Source organism: Pontibacter sp. LHS2, assembly GCF_058932845.1.
Map to the genome: position 1 here is coordinate 509,286 of NZ_JBZYWG010000003.1, position 14,807 is coordinate 524,092.

The 14,807-nt window shown below is 43.5% G+C and carries 18 protein-coding genes; 7 read left to right on the top strand and 11 right to left on the bottom strand.

The annotated features are described in order from the left end of the window. Nucleotides 1-5: 5 nt before the first annotated feature. The gene (locus tag AC5FX6_RS15460; protein WP_137761703.1) at nucleotides 6-701 is read right to left on the bottom strand and encodes a DUF8832 domain-containing protein; all 696 of its coding nucleotides are present in this window, start codon (nucleotides 699-701) and stop codon (nucleotides 6-8) included. 297 nt (nucleotides 702-998) lie between these two features. Here AC5FX6_RS15460 and AC5FX6_RS15465 point away from each other — a divergent pair, with 297 nt between their 5' ends. Beyond that, nucleotides 999-2,177 (top strand): potassium channel family protein, encoded by a 1,179-nt coding sequence (locus tag AC5FX6_RS15465; protein WP_299984931.1) that lies wholly within the window; start codon nucleotides 999-1,001, stop codon nucleotides 2,175-2,177. Between the two features lie 202 nt (nucleotides 2,178-2,379). On the opposite strand, the gene AC5FX6_RS15470 is transcribed toward AC5FX6_RS15465, so the two are convergent. Continuing rightward, nucleotides 2,380-2,619 (bottom strand): copper chaperone, encoded by a 240-nt coding sequence (locus AC5FX6_RS15470; RefSeq protein WP_116541393.1) that lies wholly within the window; start codon nucleotides 2,617-2,619, stop codon nucleotides 2,380-2,382. Between the two features lie 206 nt (nucleotides 2,620-2,825). Between AC5FX6_RS15470 and AC5FX6_RS15475 the strand changes: the two genes are divergently transcribed. After that, on the top strand, nucleotides 2,826-3,854 hold the full coding sequence (locus tag AC5FX6_RS15475; protein WP_230391907.1) for a hypothetical protein: 1,029 nt from the start codon (nucleotides 2,826-2,828) through the stop codon (nucleotides 3,852-3,854). A gap of 149 nt (nucleotides 3,855-4,003) precedes the next feature. Here AC5FX6_RS15475 and AC5FX6_RS15480 read toward each other — a convergent pair whose 3' ends face one another. The 5 genes from AC5FX6_RS15480 to AC5FX6_RS15500 all read right to left on the bottom strand — a co-directional run bounded on the left by AC5FX6_RS15480 (nucleotide 4,004) and on the right by AC5FX6_RS15500 (nucleotide 8,771). After that, nucleotides 4,004-4,198, bottom strand: coding sequence for a DUF305 domain-containing protein (locus tag AC5FX6_RS15480; protein WP_317046886.1), 195 nt, complete (start codon nucleotides 4,196-4,198; stop codon nucleotides 4,004-4,006). A 428-nt stretch (nucleotides 4,199-4,626) separates the two neighbouring features. Continuing rightward, the gene (locus AC5FX6_RS15485) at nucleotides 4,627-5,256 is read right to left on the bottom strand and encodes a DUF2911 domain-containing protein (RefSeq protein WP_116541394.1); all 630 of its coding nucleotides are present in this window, start codon (nucleotides 5,254-5,256) and stop codon (nucleotides 4,627-4,629) included. Between the two features lie 186 nt (nucleotides 5,257-5,442). Then, nucleotides 5,443-5,985 carry a DUF305 domain-containing protein gene (locus tag AC5FX6_RS15490; RefSeq protein ID WP_116541395.1) on the bottom strand — a complete coding sequence of 181 codons (543 nt, stop codon included), beginning with the start codon at nucleotides 5,983-5,985 and terminating at the stop codon, nucleotides 5,443-5,445. Nucleotides 5,986-6,330: 345 nt separating this feature from the next. After that, nucleotides 6,331-6,645, bottom strand: coding sequence for a four-helix bundle copper-binding protein (locus tag AC5FX6_RS15495; protein ID WP_229733913.1), 315 nt, complete (start codon nucleotides 6,643-6,645; stop codon nucleotides 6,331-6,333). 818 nt (nucleotides 6,646-7,463) lie between these two features. After that, nucleotides 7,464-8,771: a site-specific integrase gene (locus tag AC5FX6_RS15500; protein WP_116541397.1), complete on the bottom strand. Its 1,308-nt coding sequence runs from the start codon at nucleotides 8,769-8,771 to the stop codon at nucleotides 7,464-7,466. Nucleotides 8,772-9,137: 366 nt separating this feature from the next. On the opposite strand from AC5FX6_RS15500, the gene AC5FX6_RS15505 reads away from it, so the two are divergent. After that, nucleotides 9,138-10,010, top strand: a complete 873-nt coding sequence (locus AC5FX6_RS15505) for a TIR domain-containing protein (protein WP_493597892.1) — start codon at nucleotides 9,138-9,140, stop codon at nucleotides 10,008-10,010. A 117-nt stretch (nucleotides 10,011-10,127) separates the two neighbouring features. On the opposite strand, the gene AC5FX6_RS15510 is transcribed toward AC5FX6_RS15505, so the two are convergent. Then, nucleotides 10,128-10,574 (bottom strand): hypothetical protein, encoded by a 447-nt coding sequence (locus AC5FX6_RS15510; protein WP_493597893.1) that lies wholly within the window; start codon nucleotides 10,572-10,574, stop codon nucleotides 10,128-10,130. 217 nt (nucleotides 10,575-10,791) lie between these two features. Further along, nucleotides 10,792-11,091: a hypothetical protein gene (locus AC5FX6_RS15515; RefSeq protein WP_493597894.1), complete on the bottom strand. Its 300-nt coding sequence runs from the start codon at nucleotides 11,089-11,091 to the stop codon at nucleotides 10,792-10,794. A gap of 54 nt (nucleotides 11,092-11,145) precedes the next feature. On the opposite strand from AC5FX6_RS15515, the gene AC5FX6_RS15520 reads away from it, so the two are divergent. Then, nucleotides 11,146-11,505, top strand: a complete 360-nt coding sequence (locus tag AC5FX6_RS15520) for a hypothetical protein (protein WP_493597895.1) — start codon at nucleotides 11,146-11,148, stop codon at nucleotides 11,503-11,505. Nucleotide 11,506: 1 nt separating this feature from the next. On the opposite strand, the gene AC5FX6_RS15525 is transcribed toward AC5FX6_RS15520, so the two are convergent. Together AC5FX6_RS15525 and AC5FX6_RS15530 are read right to left on the bottom strand one after the other, a co-directional pair. Then, on the bottom strand, nucleotides 11,507-11,965 hold the full coding sequence (locus AC5FX6_RS15525; RefSeq protein WP_493597896.1) for a hypothetical protein: 459 nt from the start codon (nucleotides 11,963-11,965) through the stop codon (nucleotides 11,507-11,509). Between the two features lie 133 nt (nucleotides 11,966-12,098). Beyond that, entirely contained in the window at nucleotides 12,099-12,728 is a 630-nt protein-coding gene (locus AC5FX6_RS15530; protein ID WP_493597897.1) for a hypothetical protein, read from the bottom strand. A gap of 139 nt (nucleotides 12,729-12,867) precedes the next feature. Between AC5FX6_RS15530 and AC5FX6_RS15535 the strand changes: the two genes are divergently transcribed. The 3 genes from AC5FX6_RS15535 to AC5FX6_RS15545 all read left to right on the top strand — a co-directional run bounded on the left by AC5FX6_RS15535 (nucleotide 12,868) and on the right by AC5FX6_RS15545 (nucleotide 14,703). Next, nucleotides 12,868-13,485 carry a hypothetical protein gene (locus AC5FX6_RS15535; protein WP_493597898.1) on the top strand — a complete coding sequence of 206 codons (618 nt, stop codon included), beginning with the start codon at nucleotides 12,868-12,870 and terminating at the stop codon, nucleotides 13,483-13,485. Between the two features lie 213 nt (nucleotides 13,486-13,698). Then, complete coding sequence (locus AC5FX6_RS15540) at nucleotides 13,699-14,556, top strand: DUF4236 domain-containing protein (RefSeq protein WP_493597899.1); 858 nt, start codon at nucleotides 13,699-13,701, stop codon at nucleotides 14,554-14,556. 24 nt (nucleotides 14,557-14,580) lie between these two features. Further along, complete coding sequence (locus AC5FX6_RS15545; RefSeq protein ID WP_493597900.1) at nucleotides 14,581-14,703, top strand: hypothetical protein; 123 nt, start codon at nucleotides 14,581-14,583, stop codon at nucleotides 14,701-14,703. Nucleotides 14,704-14,807 lie beyond the last annotated feature (104 nt).

Consider the following 14,807-nt stretch of genomic DNA (forward strand, 5'->3'; position numbering starts at 1 on the left):
TGCTTTTAGTGATGGTGCCCATGATGTCCTTGGCTCGGAAGCTCAGCTACTTGCACGACATAGTCCAGGGTATATAGTAGCCCGTTCAGCAGGAATTGAATCCACACCCGGTATAGCCCACTGGCTGTAAAAGCGGAGTGCAGCACCAGCACATCCTCGTGCACCATGGGATGGACATGCAGGTATTCTTTTGTATCCACATTGATCATGACCACATGTGCCTTAGCACCCAGAAAATCACCTAATGAAGAGGCTGCTATGGCAGCCTCCCCCTGTTTCATAGTAACGCGTATGGCATTTAGCTCCCGCACATCCAGTTGAACGCTCACATTGTCAACCGTTTTACTGAGCACATCCTGCTGGTAGCGCTGCACGTTCCTGCTGTCACCGGCAACCTCCACCGATTTTCGGATAACAGCCGGTGCCGTATTCAGGGGCTTTACATCGCAGTAAAGCAGGAATTTGCCCCCAAAGGGAAATATGAAGTCAACAGAGTATTCCTTGCCTGCCTTTTCCGGGTGCTCGTGGGCAAAGAAAGAAAGGTCTTCTGATACTATGATGAGGTGAATGTCTTTGGTATGTACTTCTTCCAGTACAAGGGGAACACCGGCGGCCTCCTGGTTAACAGGTGTGAGAAGTAGTTTAACCTTTTCCTGTGCGCTTATAGCGGAAGGCTGAGAGCTTATTAAAACGTCAAACATCAATTAAGTTATTTAATTGTTATGCCTTGTGCCCTAGAGGAATTCATAGATCCACTACAGCCTCAGAGCTATACGCTACATAAGTGACCACATACCTCTCCAATATGGAAGGATATACCGTGTGCAGGCCGGCTTGATGCAGCCTACTAGTTACAAGCTGCTGCACATACTGCTTAAGCCTTTATCAAGGCACTGTGTCCATACTTAATGCTTCCATAAGTCTTATGAAAGCGTGCTTGGTTATACCTTTCCGTAAACCCATCTGTTTTATATATTCATGAGTTGTTTTTACATAATGTGGCTTTTATCAAAAGCTCAAGGACTTCTAAAACAGGCAACATCTGCCCTGACAGTGATTCCAAGCCTAAACTTACCGGGCTTCATGAATCTGCCACCCCTATGTTTTTAACTCCCTATTTGTTATTGCGTTTAGAAGAACGTGCTAACAATTCTATGTACTTTATGAACATTCTGTATCCCTTCCTGGGAGCTCTTTTTTATACTTTAATCGCACTGGACATCATCAAGACCACCTTTTCTTCAAGCGGAGGCGGCCGGATTACGGAATTGGTATCCAGAGCGGTATGGAAGATTTTCTTCTTAGTTTCGGGTAAGAATGGGAAATCCAAATTACTTGAGTATGCGGGGCCGTCTATACTTACCTGCACGCTTATGACTTGGGTTCTTGGTCTTTGGGCAGGTCTGTTCCTGCTGTTACTTTCTGATCCAGACTCTGTTGTAAACAGCACTACTTTATCCAGTGCCAGCCCCTTAGAGAAGCTCTACTATGCCGGTTTTACACTTTCCACTTTGGGAGTAGGAGATTATAAGGCATCAAATGATGTGTGGCGGATCATTACGAGTGTCACAGCTTTCTCTGGCTTAGCTTTCATAACTGCTTCCCTCACCTATTTTGTACAGGTGTTATCTGCCGTAGGCTTGCAGAGCAAGCTCAGTCTTTACATTAACAGCATGGGTAAAACGCCACAGCAGATACTGGCAAACAGTTGGAATGGGAAAGACTTTTCCTCCTTTTTCGATAATGTGTCAGACATATGCCAGATGCTAATGCAGCATACGGTGAACCACCACTCCTTTCCTGTAATTCATTACTTTCATAACAGCCAAGCACAGTTGTCTGTTGCGCCCGCCGTTGTGCTGCTGGATGAGGCATATCAGCTCCTGGAGCAAGCCGTTTCGCAGGATGTTAAAAGGAGTGAAGTGAAAATGGTGATGCTCCAAACGGCTCTGGATTCTTATCTGGAAATGGTAAAAGAAGGTTTCCTCAAGAACACTTCACCCCAGGAAGATGCCCCTACACCTGATCTTTGGCAACTGGAGGAGAAAGGAGTTCCGCTTAAAAAGAGGGAAGAAGTTGAACTAACTTTCAAACAGACCCTGAAGGACCGCCGGAGACTGCTATCTTCCCTTTTGGAAATGGACGGCTGGCCCTGGAAGGAAGTGTATCAATCGTAAGTCGAGCACTTTCACAACCTTGTGTAAGATTTTAGATTTTAGATGGAGGTGCACTATTATTTATCTCTGCTTGGCTGAATTTAGGTTCCCGGATTAATTTAACACTAGTATCTCTTTCTATCAGCTGGGGTTTTACTAAAATCATTTTAGTGTATGCCTGGTTTTAAATGGTAAGCACTCCTAACAGTTTCTGCTATCGGCTTTACAAGTCCTTGCCACCGATGCCTATAACCCGGATGATTTCAGCTTTGAATCCTGCTTCCTGCTCCACATTTTCAATCCTTTGGGGATCAAGATCTGTACCGGAGACACTTAAAATATTTTCTGTGCTTCCAGTTTCCAGCTTCCACCTGCTGATACTTTCTTCTTTGTCCGGGTAAGGCGCTACCCTGGATATAGCTTCCTCATTCTCCACATTGGTTTTGAACTTGATTACTTCCATAGCAACATGTGTTTTTGCTTAAAATGAACGCGACAGTTTACACCAGGTTGTGCAACGGCTACGCTTTACGGCCTGTATGTATTCATCAGGCATGTTCGCTTACCTGCCTTCAAGCGGAATCTTTCCAAAAATTCTCTTATCTTACAGTATACTTTGTCTTAAACTTGTAAAGAATGAGGGCACCATTACAGCTTCTAACGTTTGTCTTGTTTCTGATTTTAAATACCTCCTGTAGCAAAACAGAACAAGAAACGACAAACACCCTGCTCCTGGCAGGTCGTCAGCCACAGATCGCAGTAGATACAAAAGGGAATACCAGGGTAGTGTATGGCTTGGAAGACAGAATTTATTGCGTCACGTCCAAAGATAACGGACAAACCTTCTCAGAACCTCTACTGGTGGGGCAGCTGAAGGGCTTGTACCTGGGCATGTCCATGGGGCCTCAGATTGCCAGCTCCATGAATTACTCGGTGGTAACCGCCATAGATAAGCAGGGTAATATCCATACCTACAGTCTGGACCATGATACAAATAAGTGGATAAAGGCAGCTGGTGTGAATGACATACCGGGCTCAGTGCCAGAAGGCCTGATGAGTATCGCCTCCGATGAACAAGACACCTTCTATGCTGTGTGGCTGGATGTAAGAAACACCAAACAAAACAAGATCGTGTTTGCCTCCACTACAGGAAACGCCGCCGCATGGTCAGAAAACAAGATAGTATACGTATCGCCAGACAGCACCGTGTGCGAATGCTGTAAGCCAAGTATAGATGTGGAAGGCAAACAGGTAATCCTGATGTTCAGAAACTGGGTAGATGGCTCCAGAGATTTTTACCTGACCAAATCAACTGACAACGGACAACACTTTTCTCAGCCACAGAAACTAGGGAATGGCACCTGGGAACTGGAAGGATGTCCCATGGACGGCGGGGGCATTCTACTGGATAGTAAGAATACGATTCACACTTCCTGGCAACGGGAAGGGAATATCTTCTATGCAAAGCCTGGCCAACAGGAAGTGCAAATTGGCAGAGGCCGGAACTGCCGCATCAGCGGAAAAACAAATCCGGTTATTGCCTGGAAAGATGGTTCAGATCTAAAACTAAAATTCCTGAATGCAGATACGGAAACTGTGGTAGGGAAAGGCAGCTATATTGAAACTGCTGAAATGCCGGATAAAAAAACGCTTTGTGTCTGGGAAGATGAAAACAAGATCCATTTCAGGAAAATATAACAGTAAAAACTTAACAGGTCTAAACTATTCTTTGGTTGTAAAATAGTCCACCTTATTATCAAACGAAGCCGCCCCTCGGTAAAGAGGCGGCTTCGTTTTTATACATGCATCACCAAGAATAAGATCCGGCCATGGATACAGTATAAGATTTACCTCATTCTGGTTAGGATTGCCTTCATTTCTGCTATTTCTTTTTCCTGAGATTCTATGATCTGCTCCGTTAGCCTCTTCACTTCGGGATCTTTTATGTTTGCTTCCTGGCTTACCAGAATGGCTGAAGAGTGATGCGGAATCATGGATTTTAGAAACTGTTTATCATCCACTAAGGCCTGTTTCCTTAGCATGAACAGTGAGCCGGCAAAAGCTACTACACCAACAGCTACAATGATACTTCAGCTTCTTATTTGTATACATTCCCGACATAAACCCTAACATAACAAGCGCCATAGGCGCCACCATCAATAGGGCCATGTACAGCCTGTTCAGGTTCAGGTACACATGATCAAACTTATCGGCATTCAAATACATCACCCCGTACATGATCACAAACGATACGGCTAGCATCAACAAAAACTTCATATAATTTCCCTTTTCCATTTTTTTTAACTGTTAAAGTATAATTGTTTGCCTATAAGTCTTTTCAAGTAAGCAACGTTGCTTCTTGTTCAGGTATATCCATATGGCTATACTCAGGTTCATCTATAAATTCATAAAGCCACTCCAACAGCTGTCGGAGTGGCTTTATGAATAAAAATATGCTTCTTGGCTACACCTAAATAGCAACGGGTACTGTTACTTTCAACTTGTCCCAGCTTATGTTAATGGCTCCTTTGCTATCAGCCTCTGACACGATCTGGTAACGAAGTCGCTCCTGTGGCTGCGCTGCTGCTTCAGGTTTTACGGTAACGCGCAATACGTCTTCCTTCTCCGTGTAATCGTCGGTCAGGTGCTGCTCCCAGTTTTTGTTGATGATGATAGTCCACTCCTCCTTTCCAGGAATGGTGAACAAGGCATACTTGCCTGCTGGCAGTAGCTTTTCTTCTATGGTGATATCTTTATCCGTTGTCAGGCTGGTGGCTGAGTGCGCTCCTGTCACCCATACCTGGTCGTAAGCTACCAGGCCGCCCCAGATGTTGCGTCCGCGCACGGCTGGTGAATGGTAATTGATGGTCAGGTGCGCATTGCCTACCATACCATGGGCTTCTGCTTTCAGACTGCCTCTTAATGTATCAGGTTCCGGTTGATCCTGTATAATGACAGCGCCTTCGCTCATTTTAGGGGTATGATTGGCGTGCTGTGTTTCTTCTGCTGGTACTTCCAGTTCTTTAGCGGTTTGATTGCAATAGGACAGGGAGGCGCAAAATATAAGAGCAAAAAAGCTGTTTGTAATTTTGGGGTTCATGGTGTAAGGGTTGTAGTATGGGTATTAAACCGGCTTTGACAAGGTAAGCAATACCTATTGTTTGATGTAAATGAAGGCTAAAACTACAAATTTTATACTCCGGATGAAACGGCATTTAACTAAAGAGCCCGGCTGACGTTTCCAGTAGCCGGGCTTGTAAATCTTAAGTCAGATCATGCTGACTTACTACATGTTATGGTGCTTGGTCGGTATACCGTGCTCATTTAAGAATGCGGCTAGCTCCATTATTTCCTGCGCTTGCTCTTCAATGATCATTTCAGCCTCCTCCAAGGCCATTTCATCATCCCCCCACTTCAATTCTGTGTTTGACATGGCAAGGGCTCCTTCGTGATGACAGATCATCAGCTGGGCAAAATCAACATCCGGATCAGGTGTGTCCATTACAGAACGCATGCAGTGCATCATAGCCATCATGTCCTCTCGCATCTCCATCATAAACATCTTGCACTCCTCCTTCGAGAGTGGTTCCGCCCCTGGATGCGATGCCAGCAATGCTTCAAGACGTACTTTACTTTCCATGTTGCCTATCTTCGTTTTCTCGGCCAGTTCCAGTGCCTCGGGCTCATGCCCATACTGGAGTTCCAGGTCGGCCATTTTAATACCCATTTCGTGGTGCATGATCATCATGTTGGCAAAATCAATGTCGGGGTCGCAGGTCATCTCCATCTGGTTCATCATCTTCATCATGGAGTTGATGATCTGCTGCATTTCCTTGTCAAATGCTTTGTCGCCCCCCAGTAAGGACCTTTCGTCGCTTTCTCTGCGCTGGTACTTAACGGGCTAACAACATCTTGGTCATTTTCGCAGCTGCTGAACACAAAGACGGCAATTAGCATAAGAGCAAAGCTTCTGATACTGATAAAATTTTTTTCATAGATTATGTGGTTAAAAAATGTGACCAAAATTCACTTACTAAGCCTCTTAATTTTATGGGGACTTCTATCGGTGCACTGTAATTCACGTCCACGCCAAAAAACACCCTGACCGCTCTAGCAGGTATAGAACAATCAGGGTGTTTCTTAGGTCTTGCATTTGACCAACTTGTAATAACAACTACGCCTGCTGGCAAGCCTGCTCGCAACGACGGCAAGCCTCAGCGCACATACGGCAGTGCTCCATGTGCGAATGCTTTTCACATTCCGCACCGCACTCGCGACACACTCTGGCGCACAGGTCCAGCACGTCTCGCTTCATAGTCGAATCACGGGATACATAATCCAGCGCCATTTTACAGATAGCGGCACAGTCCAGATCGAGGCGGATACAGCGCTCCATCATTTTCACATCGTCTTCCTGCAGACAGGAGACAGCACAGTAGTTACAGGCTGCGGCACATTCTGCCAACACTGAAACTAGTTCTCTATTCATCGTTATGTTCATAGTTTGTTTTGTTTGGTTATAAGTCCTTAGTTATACCCATCCCTTACCGTGATAGTTTTATACATTCCCAGCTGATTTTTATATAATTATGAATACCCCTTGTTGGTTGCCTGAGCAATACAGTGTTTTAATAATTATATTTATAGGGTATATTTGCAGGAATATACTAATGCTTGGGCTGCAGGGCGCCATTGTTAGGAAGAGTCTAATGCTCAAGGCTTCTACTCCATTACTGGAACTGCTTCACAAAAACTTTTAATGCGGGGCTCTTAAGTTAGAATGCGCAAAATATTGGCCTTGCCAATATGGGTATATACCTCACATGCCTCTCCGGTATATTCAGTTGTCGCGACAATCATAGAAAATTTTCCAGGACTATGGACCTACACTACAAGTTAAAGGCATAAACACCTCGTGACGATAATAGAGGATTAAAGGCCAATCTCAATTACGCTGTATGTAAATTGGGCTGCTACCATGAAGATGATCTCTTCCTTACATAAAAATGTAAGGAAATAAAAAAAGTCACCTGACGACCTTACTCAAAAGAAGCTGATCCTAAAGCTAGATTACCTGAAATTGAACTAGACTCCTACTCATTATGAGACTTAATGTACCTAAATTTAGAGTATTTGAACCGCCTTTGCCCTGTACTCTACAATAGTAGTCAGCTTATTGTCAAGGCCAGTCAAATACATGACAACCTTCCCTCCAATATTCATCGCTATCTATTATTATAGGCGCATAGTGTATTATGGTCCCTTGTTTATTTCCACAGCAGAATCGTATTAACTATTAATTAAACCTCACTCGCTAATCATATTAAATGCTGTTAACCGTGCAGCGTACTGCTTCTTCACGTCGTTTTCAAAGCTATCCAAGTAGCTTTCGGTCGTCTTCAGGTTAGAGTGCCCAAGGGATTCAGATATAAGCTCTATCGGTGCCCCTGCTCGCTTGAGGACTGTAGAGAAGGAATGCCGGGCCGTGTACGTGCTTATATTCTTTTCAATGCCAACCGCGGAGGCAACACGCTTGATGTACTTGTTTATAGTCTTGGTGGCATGCTGAATCTTTGCCCGTTCTCTTTCCGCAGACAACCCTGGTTCAAGCAAGGGGAACACATAATCTTCACTGTAAGCGGGTTTATTACCCCATCTCTCGATGATCTCATCAATTTCCTGCGTCCGCATGGCCGTAATGACCTTGATATTCTGGCGGCTGGTCCGCTCCGTCTTGGCCCTGACAAAGGTGATCCTCTCCTGGTCAAGCTGCTTGTACTTCAGACGGGCGATGTCCTTCACGTTTATCCCGTTGCACAGGTAGGAGAAGATCCACAGGTCCCGCGCACGCCCTTCGTTCTCGGTGGCAGGCTTATAGGAGAATATCTTTTCAATGTCTGCCAGCGTCAGGGCTTTCTTCACATTCCGGCCGGAGGGTATCTGGTACTTTCTCTTGCCGAACGGGTAGAGGTCGGCGTTCACCTCCCCTGCCGCGATGGCGTTGTTGTAGATGGCGCGAAGCGCCCGCAGGTAGATGCCTATGGTGGTGATCGAGTGGCCGTGCTGAAGCATCCATTTCTCGTACCCCATCAGGAAATCAACAGTTATAGCGGCATAAGCCAGAGGCTTGCGTTTCTTCAGCAGGTTTTCCCTCTTCTCGGTTGCTTTAGCTCTAGATAAGCCCTTATTTCTGGTAAGGGGTTCTTTCTGAATAAAGGATAGCAAGGAGAGGCTGGCGCTCTCGTAGCTGCTGGCCGTGCCTACCCTGCCTTCCTCAACCAGTCTTGTGACTTGCTGCTCAAATGCTGTAAAGACATCGTTCTTAACTGCAGTGTTCAGGTACTTCTTCTCGAACTGCTCAAAAGTGAAGGTTTCAAGGTTACGGATGATGCCTATAGCCTTCTGCTCTATTGCCTGAAAAGCTATCTGAAGCTCTTTGTACTTTCCTTTCGGCTTTTCCGCTTGAACCTTAAAGAATTCTGCCTCGCTCAAAGAGTAGCTCGTATTATAGTATTTGCGCTGTCTTTGGAAGGTGAGCCTCAACCTTACCGGGAATGAGCCATCTTTCAGAGCCCTTCTGGTATCCAGCATGACGGAAGTAAGTACGGGTATCATGTGTGTGCAAATTATTTCCTGTACACACAATTTGCACACAAACCGTCAAAAAGTCAAGTAATATTACTAAACAAGGAGAAACAAAAATTGCTTAATTTGGCTAAAAAGACGGTTTTTACTAATATATAATACTAGCAATAAAGGCTATCGTCATGACTACGAATCAGAAGGTTAGGGGTTCGACTCCCTTCGCGACCACCGAAAAGGCTCTCAGTACGATACTGAGGGCCTTTTTTCATTTTAACGAACATATTACGAACAAATTTAGATCTCTTTAGTACGATTGAGACATTTTGTTCTTATCTTCATCAGAGCGTGAGTTGCGCACCTACTACCTCTAATCAAACCCCTAACCTAGAACCTCTTATGGCGCTTAACCCTGAAAGAATAAAGTTTCTATTCCAGAATATTGCTGGTTCTAATTATCGTACATTCACTAGTGTTGTTTCTCAACTTTTCAACTACTTAGATGAAGAAGTAAAGGACAACCCTGTATTTGATAAATATCAACAGAGTAGAGAAAGATGGACGAATTGGCCTAATGGAGAAAGCGAAAGTAGCTTTGGTCGCAACTGGACCCTTCCTACGAGTTTAGAAGATGCTCAGTCTCTTGCTTTTGACTTATATCGAACTGTTCAAGAGTCGGGGGACAACATTTGCATATCTCTTTTTATGCAAAGGAGTTTGACTGACAATGTTGCTTCTTTCAACCAAACCTTCTTAGGATATTTGGGTGAGGCATTAGAGGAAATCATTAATGCAAATCCAGAAGTAGATATTGAATCGCCTAAAAAGATCAAAGGAGACTTAGTTTTCATTGTTCACGGCCACGATAATGAGCTCAAGCGGGAAGTACAACTCCTGTTAAATAGAGCAGGTGTTAATTGCATAGTGTTGCATGAGCAGCCAGATAGAGGCAGAACTATCATTGACAAGCTTTTAGAAGAAACTCAAAGCGCCGGTTATGCAATAGCTTTACTTACACCAGATGATTTAACTGAGAGAGGGGATAGTAGAGCCCGACAAAATGTTATTCTAGAGTTAGGCTACTTCTTGGGTAAAATCGGTAAAGAAAGAGTTCGCATGCTGACAAGAGGTACTATCGAAATCCCAAGTGATTTACAGGGCATACTATACGAAAAATTTGATGATGCAGGTGCCTGGAAGATCAAACTTTTGAAAGAAATGCAAGCTGTAGGGATCTATGTAGATATCAACGGAGCCATTCTCAACTTTTAAAGATTATATATGATTCTATAATTCTCGTTTGTTAGAAGCATTAACTCCTATCGCCAAAGCATTATATACCTGATAATCCCCCGTTAATACACAGGGGATTATTATAATAGCTATTCCCTAAAATGTCTCTCTCATCCCATGTACCAAAAACTCTTCTAGCACTTGTGGAGTAACTTCTTCTGGAGTAAAATTTTTGGATTTACTGCTGCTGTTACTCCCCTTAGATGAGATGTAAGCAACATGAATTTTCTCATCACGGACATTGGGGTAAATATGTAACCTCAGTTCTTTCTTTGGTCCTGATGATGTTGCTATATTAAATCGCACATCGGTCCCATTTCCCATCTTGGAATCAGAGTATCCTACATTGAACCCGTTCGATTCTATAGAGATTTTAGCCTCCTCTAAATATGGCTTTATAACCTTCCCATATTTATCATCAAATATAGCATTGAACCTCAAGTCCTTATCAGCTGCTTCCTGTAATTTCTTTTCGTATTCTTCTTGCTTTCTTTTTAACTCTTGGTTTCTGTGATTTAAAAACCCTTCTAAGTGTTCACCCATTATTTAGATTGTTTTATTTATTGAACTATAAAGTAACGATTATACTGTATACCAGACAAACAAGAATAAATTTAAATATTCAAATATTCGAATTCAAAAATCCGCTAGGCCTATTACGATCTGCTTTACTAGCAATAATTTTGATGATATAAAAAATTAAAGAATACCTGTTTATTAGGCATAACAGCTCATTCCGATAACATGGCCACTTTCCTTTTCACCTCCTGTTTTCCCTTTTGATGAGGGAGCTCTTCCCAGCCCCAACAATTATAAAGCCTACCCCAAAGCTCAAGGCAGTAGCAATCAGAGCTGCTTGCAGGTTAAAAGCATTATCTATATTTACCCGATCTCGATTGCTCCCCTTCAAATAGTTTATATACATCGCCTCCGTTATCTCTTGCCTACTGGCTTTCGGGTGGTGCAGAAAATACTTTTCCTCACTTACAGCAAATCCTGTAGCTGTTGACATAATAATAGCCACACCTGCAATACATAAAAGTTTTTCAGTTATTTTCATAAGGCCAATATTTTATATAAATATGTAAATAAAACATTAAACAGAGCAAATCTTATGAAGGATCTAATTTTCATATATGGTCTGTTAGCCACCATTGTGACTGCAGCCATGTGCTCCACTCCCACCACCCAACAGATCAATAAGGGCATGGACGCTTGGATAGGCAAACACCAATCTAGCCTGTATCAGGCTTGGGGATATCCCACTCAAATTACTGAAGACGTTAACGGCGGAAGCATTCTTATTTATAGAGACAAAGTGAGCCATGGGCAACTGGCAGGGCAAATTGCCATCGCTTCCAATGGTGTCACTCACTATGCCGGACCGAAATATTCGGGCTACACTCCTGTACGCATGTTTTATGTCAACAGCAATGGCACGATCTACGGACACAAGTGGCAGGGGAAGTATTAAATTATTCTGCCTTTGTCACTTGCACCAGTACATAGTCAGTGTAAAACGCTACTTCATTTAAGCTTGCCACATTATTCCAGCGCATGACTGTATTGGGATTCGCGAAGGTAGCCTTCGAACTTGGAAGGCCTAATGAAGTAATGGCATTTTCCGAATCGGATAGATTCGGCGTGTTGTTGATTGTAATCCGATTGGCAGCGCCCTCTCTAAAGATTATCTCGTACTTGCCATTCTGGAAGTACTCCCGGGTGCAGTCAGTATTTTTGCAAGGGTAGCCAGTTACTTTTTCCTGCGCTTCTGATTTACCTAAAACTTGTTCCACTTCCGCCAGCGTTTTACCTGCAATCTCCTGGATGCTGATTATCAAGGCTACTTCCGTTGCAGCTTCCGATGAGCAACCAGATAGCGCCAGTTGCTCCACAACGAAACATAAAAGTAGAATAATGGTCTTTCTTTTCATTATGATTAATTTATCTCTGTTTCACTTACATTTATGGTTGTAGAAAACCTGTTGAAATAGTTCTCTACTAGTGACATTTCTAAATAAGGGTCTTTAAGGATTGCTTTGCAATATTATTACAGTAGTAACTACACTACTCTACTCTCTTGGCAGTTGCGAACTTTCCATTACTGCTATACAAGCCCAGGCTACCGTCAGTTTCAACCTTTAAATACTCACCAAAGTCATTCTCATAAATATATTTGTCGCCCTTCTTCTTAACGTCCTCGTCACCGAAGGATCCGTCTTTGAAAGTCTGCCTGAGCTTAAGCGCTCCGTTGTGTTCATAGATGATCATAGTGCTTTCTGCGAATGGACGATTGTCAAACCATTTCCCAATCACCTTACCTTCCGGTAGGGCAGCATTTTGCATTAGATTTTCTTCTTCGTCAGAGGCACCTAATATTCTCACATTCAGTTCAGGGTCGTAATGACTAGTGGCCCAAGCCCCGGCTCCTCTGGTCATATCGGGTAGGTAGTACATGATATAATACCGCTCAAAGCCTGGGTCGTTCTCTTTAATGTGCCTGGCAATTCGTTCAATTTCCTGTTCGGACGCCCGCTTATCCAGCCTAATCTCGAATGAGGCTTTTTTAAGGTTGGTGTTGAACTCTTGGTTTTCAACAGTGAAGGTCGGTAAGGCATTTTCTTGATCTTCTTGCCCTCCAGTACATGAACTAATGAGCAGCATTAAAAACATCAATTGGTAAAATAGACCTTTCATACTTATAAGTTTAGGGAGCTGACGTTGTAGCACACATATGGCGACAACACACTACATCAGCAAAAAACAATATATTTTTACAATATTACAATTATTTATATATTGCTACTATAAAATATTAAGTTAATATAAATCCCTAATGAAACAGCTCTATATTGTGATCCTCGCCTTACTGTCTATGACTAGCACTGCTTATTCACAGACCTCTATTGAAAGCCAAGAACTACAGAGTGCCAAAGCATCAAAAGCTCGCCTAGAAGCCGAAATAAGGGCTAAGACGGACTCTCTTTCGGCTGTTAACACATTGATCAGAAAAATGGAAGGAGAGGCCTTTATGACCTCCTTACAAGATAGTGAAGGGAGAACGGCAATGCCGGCAACTATAAGCCTGAAAGGTAGCATTAGAGAGGAACCATCGCCAACTGCAGCAACCTTAGCTTCAGTTTCGCCTGGAGATGCCATAATCCTTCTGGACTACAGCAACGATTACTGGTTAGTAAAAGCGGGGGAGCACATTGGATATATAAATGACCTTTTTATCAAGCATAACGAGCAGTCAAAAGCCTTTAAAGCCATCACTACTCAGAAGGATAATCAGGCAACAAGTACAGGCTACAAATCTTCAAGTAGCAGCTATAAGCCTTCAACTTCATCATCTACCAAGTCATCAGCCTCAAAAACCATTCACACTGGACCAAGGGGAGGCCAATACTACATCAATAGCAAGGGGAACAAAACCTATATAAAACGAAAATAACAATACCCACAACATTATGAAACAACTTTACAGAATCATCCTTGCTGCTGTATTCAGCTGCGGGTTGTTATTTTCTTGTGGCGATGGAGGAACAGACCCTACTTGCGGAAGCTACAATGGGAAGACCCTTTACAAAGGCCCTAATGGCGGCTGCTACTACATGAATAGTAATGGCAATAAGTCTTACGTGGATCGAGTGAACTGTAAGTGCTAATGGGATTCAGGTTTAGAAGGAGTGTTAAGATTGCTCCAGGCGTGCGAATTAACATTAGCAAATCTGGTATGAGTACCTCTATTGGAGGCCGTGGCGCAACTGTTAACATGAGCAAGCGTGGCACCCGCACGACAGTCGGTATACAAGGAACAGGGATTTCTTACTCCAGTTACAGCAGTAATAAGCACTCCTCCGCCGCTCCCCGTAACATGGCACCAACGGCCGACCCAAATCCTCCAATTGCTACCCCTGGCTTTAGTTTCTGGACTGTAGTACTCATTCTGTTGGCCATCATTGTAGCTATATCATCTTTAACCAATTTTGACAGTGAGCATAACGCAGTATGGTTCCTGGCTAGCCTAGCCCTTGTCGCCTTATTGATCGTCCGTGCTGTACGAAAGACCTCAAAGCACAATAGAGTTGTATCAGAACAGCTCGCTAAAGCTGAGGAAGCCACAAGGCTTCAGTATGAAATGCGACTGGAGCTAGTAAAAGAGCGCTACTCTCAGAGATTGCTGAGCGATGAAAACCAGGAGCTGCTTATTCAGCACATCAGTGCCCGTTCTTGGTCATTGGAGCACATTGACGCGGAAATGGAAAAGGCACGCCAGTTCTACGCACGCATTAACTACCTCAATGACAAATATGGGGACTTGACAGATAAGATCTACAACGAGGACTTTTGGATAGGCATGACTCGTGAACAGGTCATTGATTCTAAAGGAAGAGATCCCGATAAAATTGAAATTGAGGTCCTAAAGACCAAAACCAAGGAGATACTCATATATGGCAATAAGAGCAGCGGCGATGTGTTCGTGATCGAAAACGGGCTGTTAGCAAGATTTAAGGATCGATAAGCAAATACTAATTATTAATTACACATGAGGCTACCTTTACTCATCCTGTTACTGTTGACTGGCTTGATGGCAGCTAAGCCTGCCGAGCAGCTGACTCCATCCACCTTCTTCTTTAAAGACTCTTTCCAGCCTGAACGGTTAATGTAGGTGAACGCCACAAGGCTTAACATATGGGAGGAGCCTTCCTCCTCCTCACAGGCACTTCTTATTCTAAAGGCGCCCTTTTCTGTATCCTAGTTACTTGATCTTCA

Bases quoted from the DNA above. Each gene is read 5' to 3' on its own strand.
- AC5FX6_RS15460 (WP_137761703.1), bottom strand. From the start codon at position 701: ATGTTTGACGTTTTAATAAGCTCTCAGCCTTCCGCTATAAGCGCACAG.
- AC5FX6_RS15505 (WP_493597892.1), top strand. From the start codon at position 9,138: ATGGCGCTTAACCCTGAAAGAATAAAGTTTCTATTCCAGAATATTGCT.
- AC5FX6_RS15500 (WP_116541397.1), bottom strand. From the start codon at position 8,771: ATGATACCCGTACTTACTTCCGTCATGCTGGATACCAGAAGGGCTCTG.
- AC5FX6_RS15540 (WP_493597899.1), top strand. From the start codon at position 13,699: ATGGGATTCAGGTTTAGAAGGAGTGTTAAGATTGCTCCAGGCGTGCGA.
- AC5FX6_RS15520 (WP_493597895.1), top strand. From the start codon at position 11,146: ATGAAGGATCTAATTTTCATATATGGTCTGTTAGCCACCATTGTGACT.
- AC5FX6_RS15535 (WP_493597898.1), top strand. From the start codon at position 12,868: ATGAAACAGCTCTATATTGTGATCCTCGCCTTACTGTCTATGACTAGC.
- AC5FX6_RS15485 (WP_116541394.1), bottom strand. From the start codon at position 5,256: ATGAACCCCAAAATTACAAACAGCTTTTTTGCTCTTATATTTTGCGCC.
- AC5FX6_RS15525 (WP_493597896.1), bottom strand. From the start codon at position 11,965: ATGAAAAGAAAGACCATTATTCTACTTTTATGTTTCGTTGTGGAGCAA.
- AC5FX6_RS15510 (WP_493597893.1), bottom strand. From the start codon at position 10,574: ATGGGTGAACACTTAGAAGGGTTTTTAAATCACAGAAACCAAGAGTTA.
- AC5FX6_RS15470 (WP_116541393.1), bottom strand. From the start codon at position 2,619: ATGGAAGTAATCAAGTTCAAAACCAATGTGGAGAATGAGGAAGCTATA.
- AC5FX6_RS15480 (WP_317046886.1), bottom strand. From the start codon at position 4,198: ATGCTAAGGAAACAGGCCTTAGTGGATGATAAACAGTTTCTAAAATCC.
- AC5FX6_RS15530 (WP_493597897.1), bottom strand. From the start codon at position 12,728: ATGAAAGGTCTATTTTACCAATTGATGTTTTTAATGCTGCTCATTAGT.
- AC5FX6_RS15490 (WP_116541395.1), bottom strand. From the start codon at position 5,985: ATGCAGCAGATCATCAACTCCATGATGAAGATGATGAACCAGATGGAG.
- AC5FX6_RS15515 (WP_493597894.1), bottom strand. From the start codon at position 11,091: ATGAAAATAACTGAAAAACTTTTATGTATTGCAGGTGTGGCTATTATT.
- AC5FX6_RS15495 (WP_229733913.1), bottom strand. From the start codon at position 6,645: ATGAATAGAGAACTAGTTTCAGTGTTGGCAGAATGTGCCGCAGCCTGT.
- AC5FX6_RS15545 (WP_493597900.1), top strand. From the start codon at position 14,581: ATGAGGCTACCTTTACTCATCCTGTTACTGTTGACTGGCTTGATGGCA.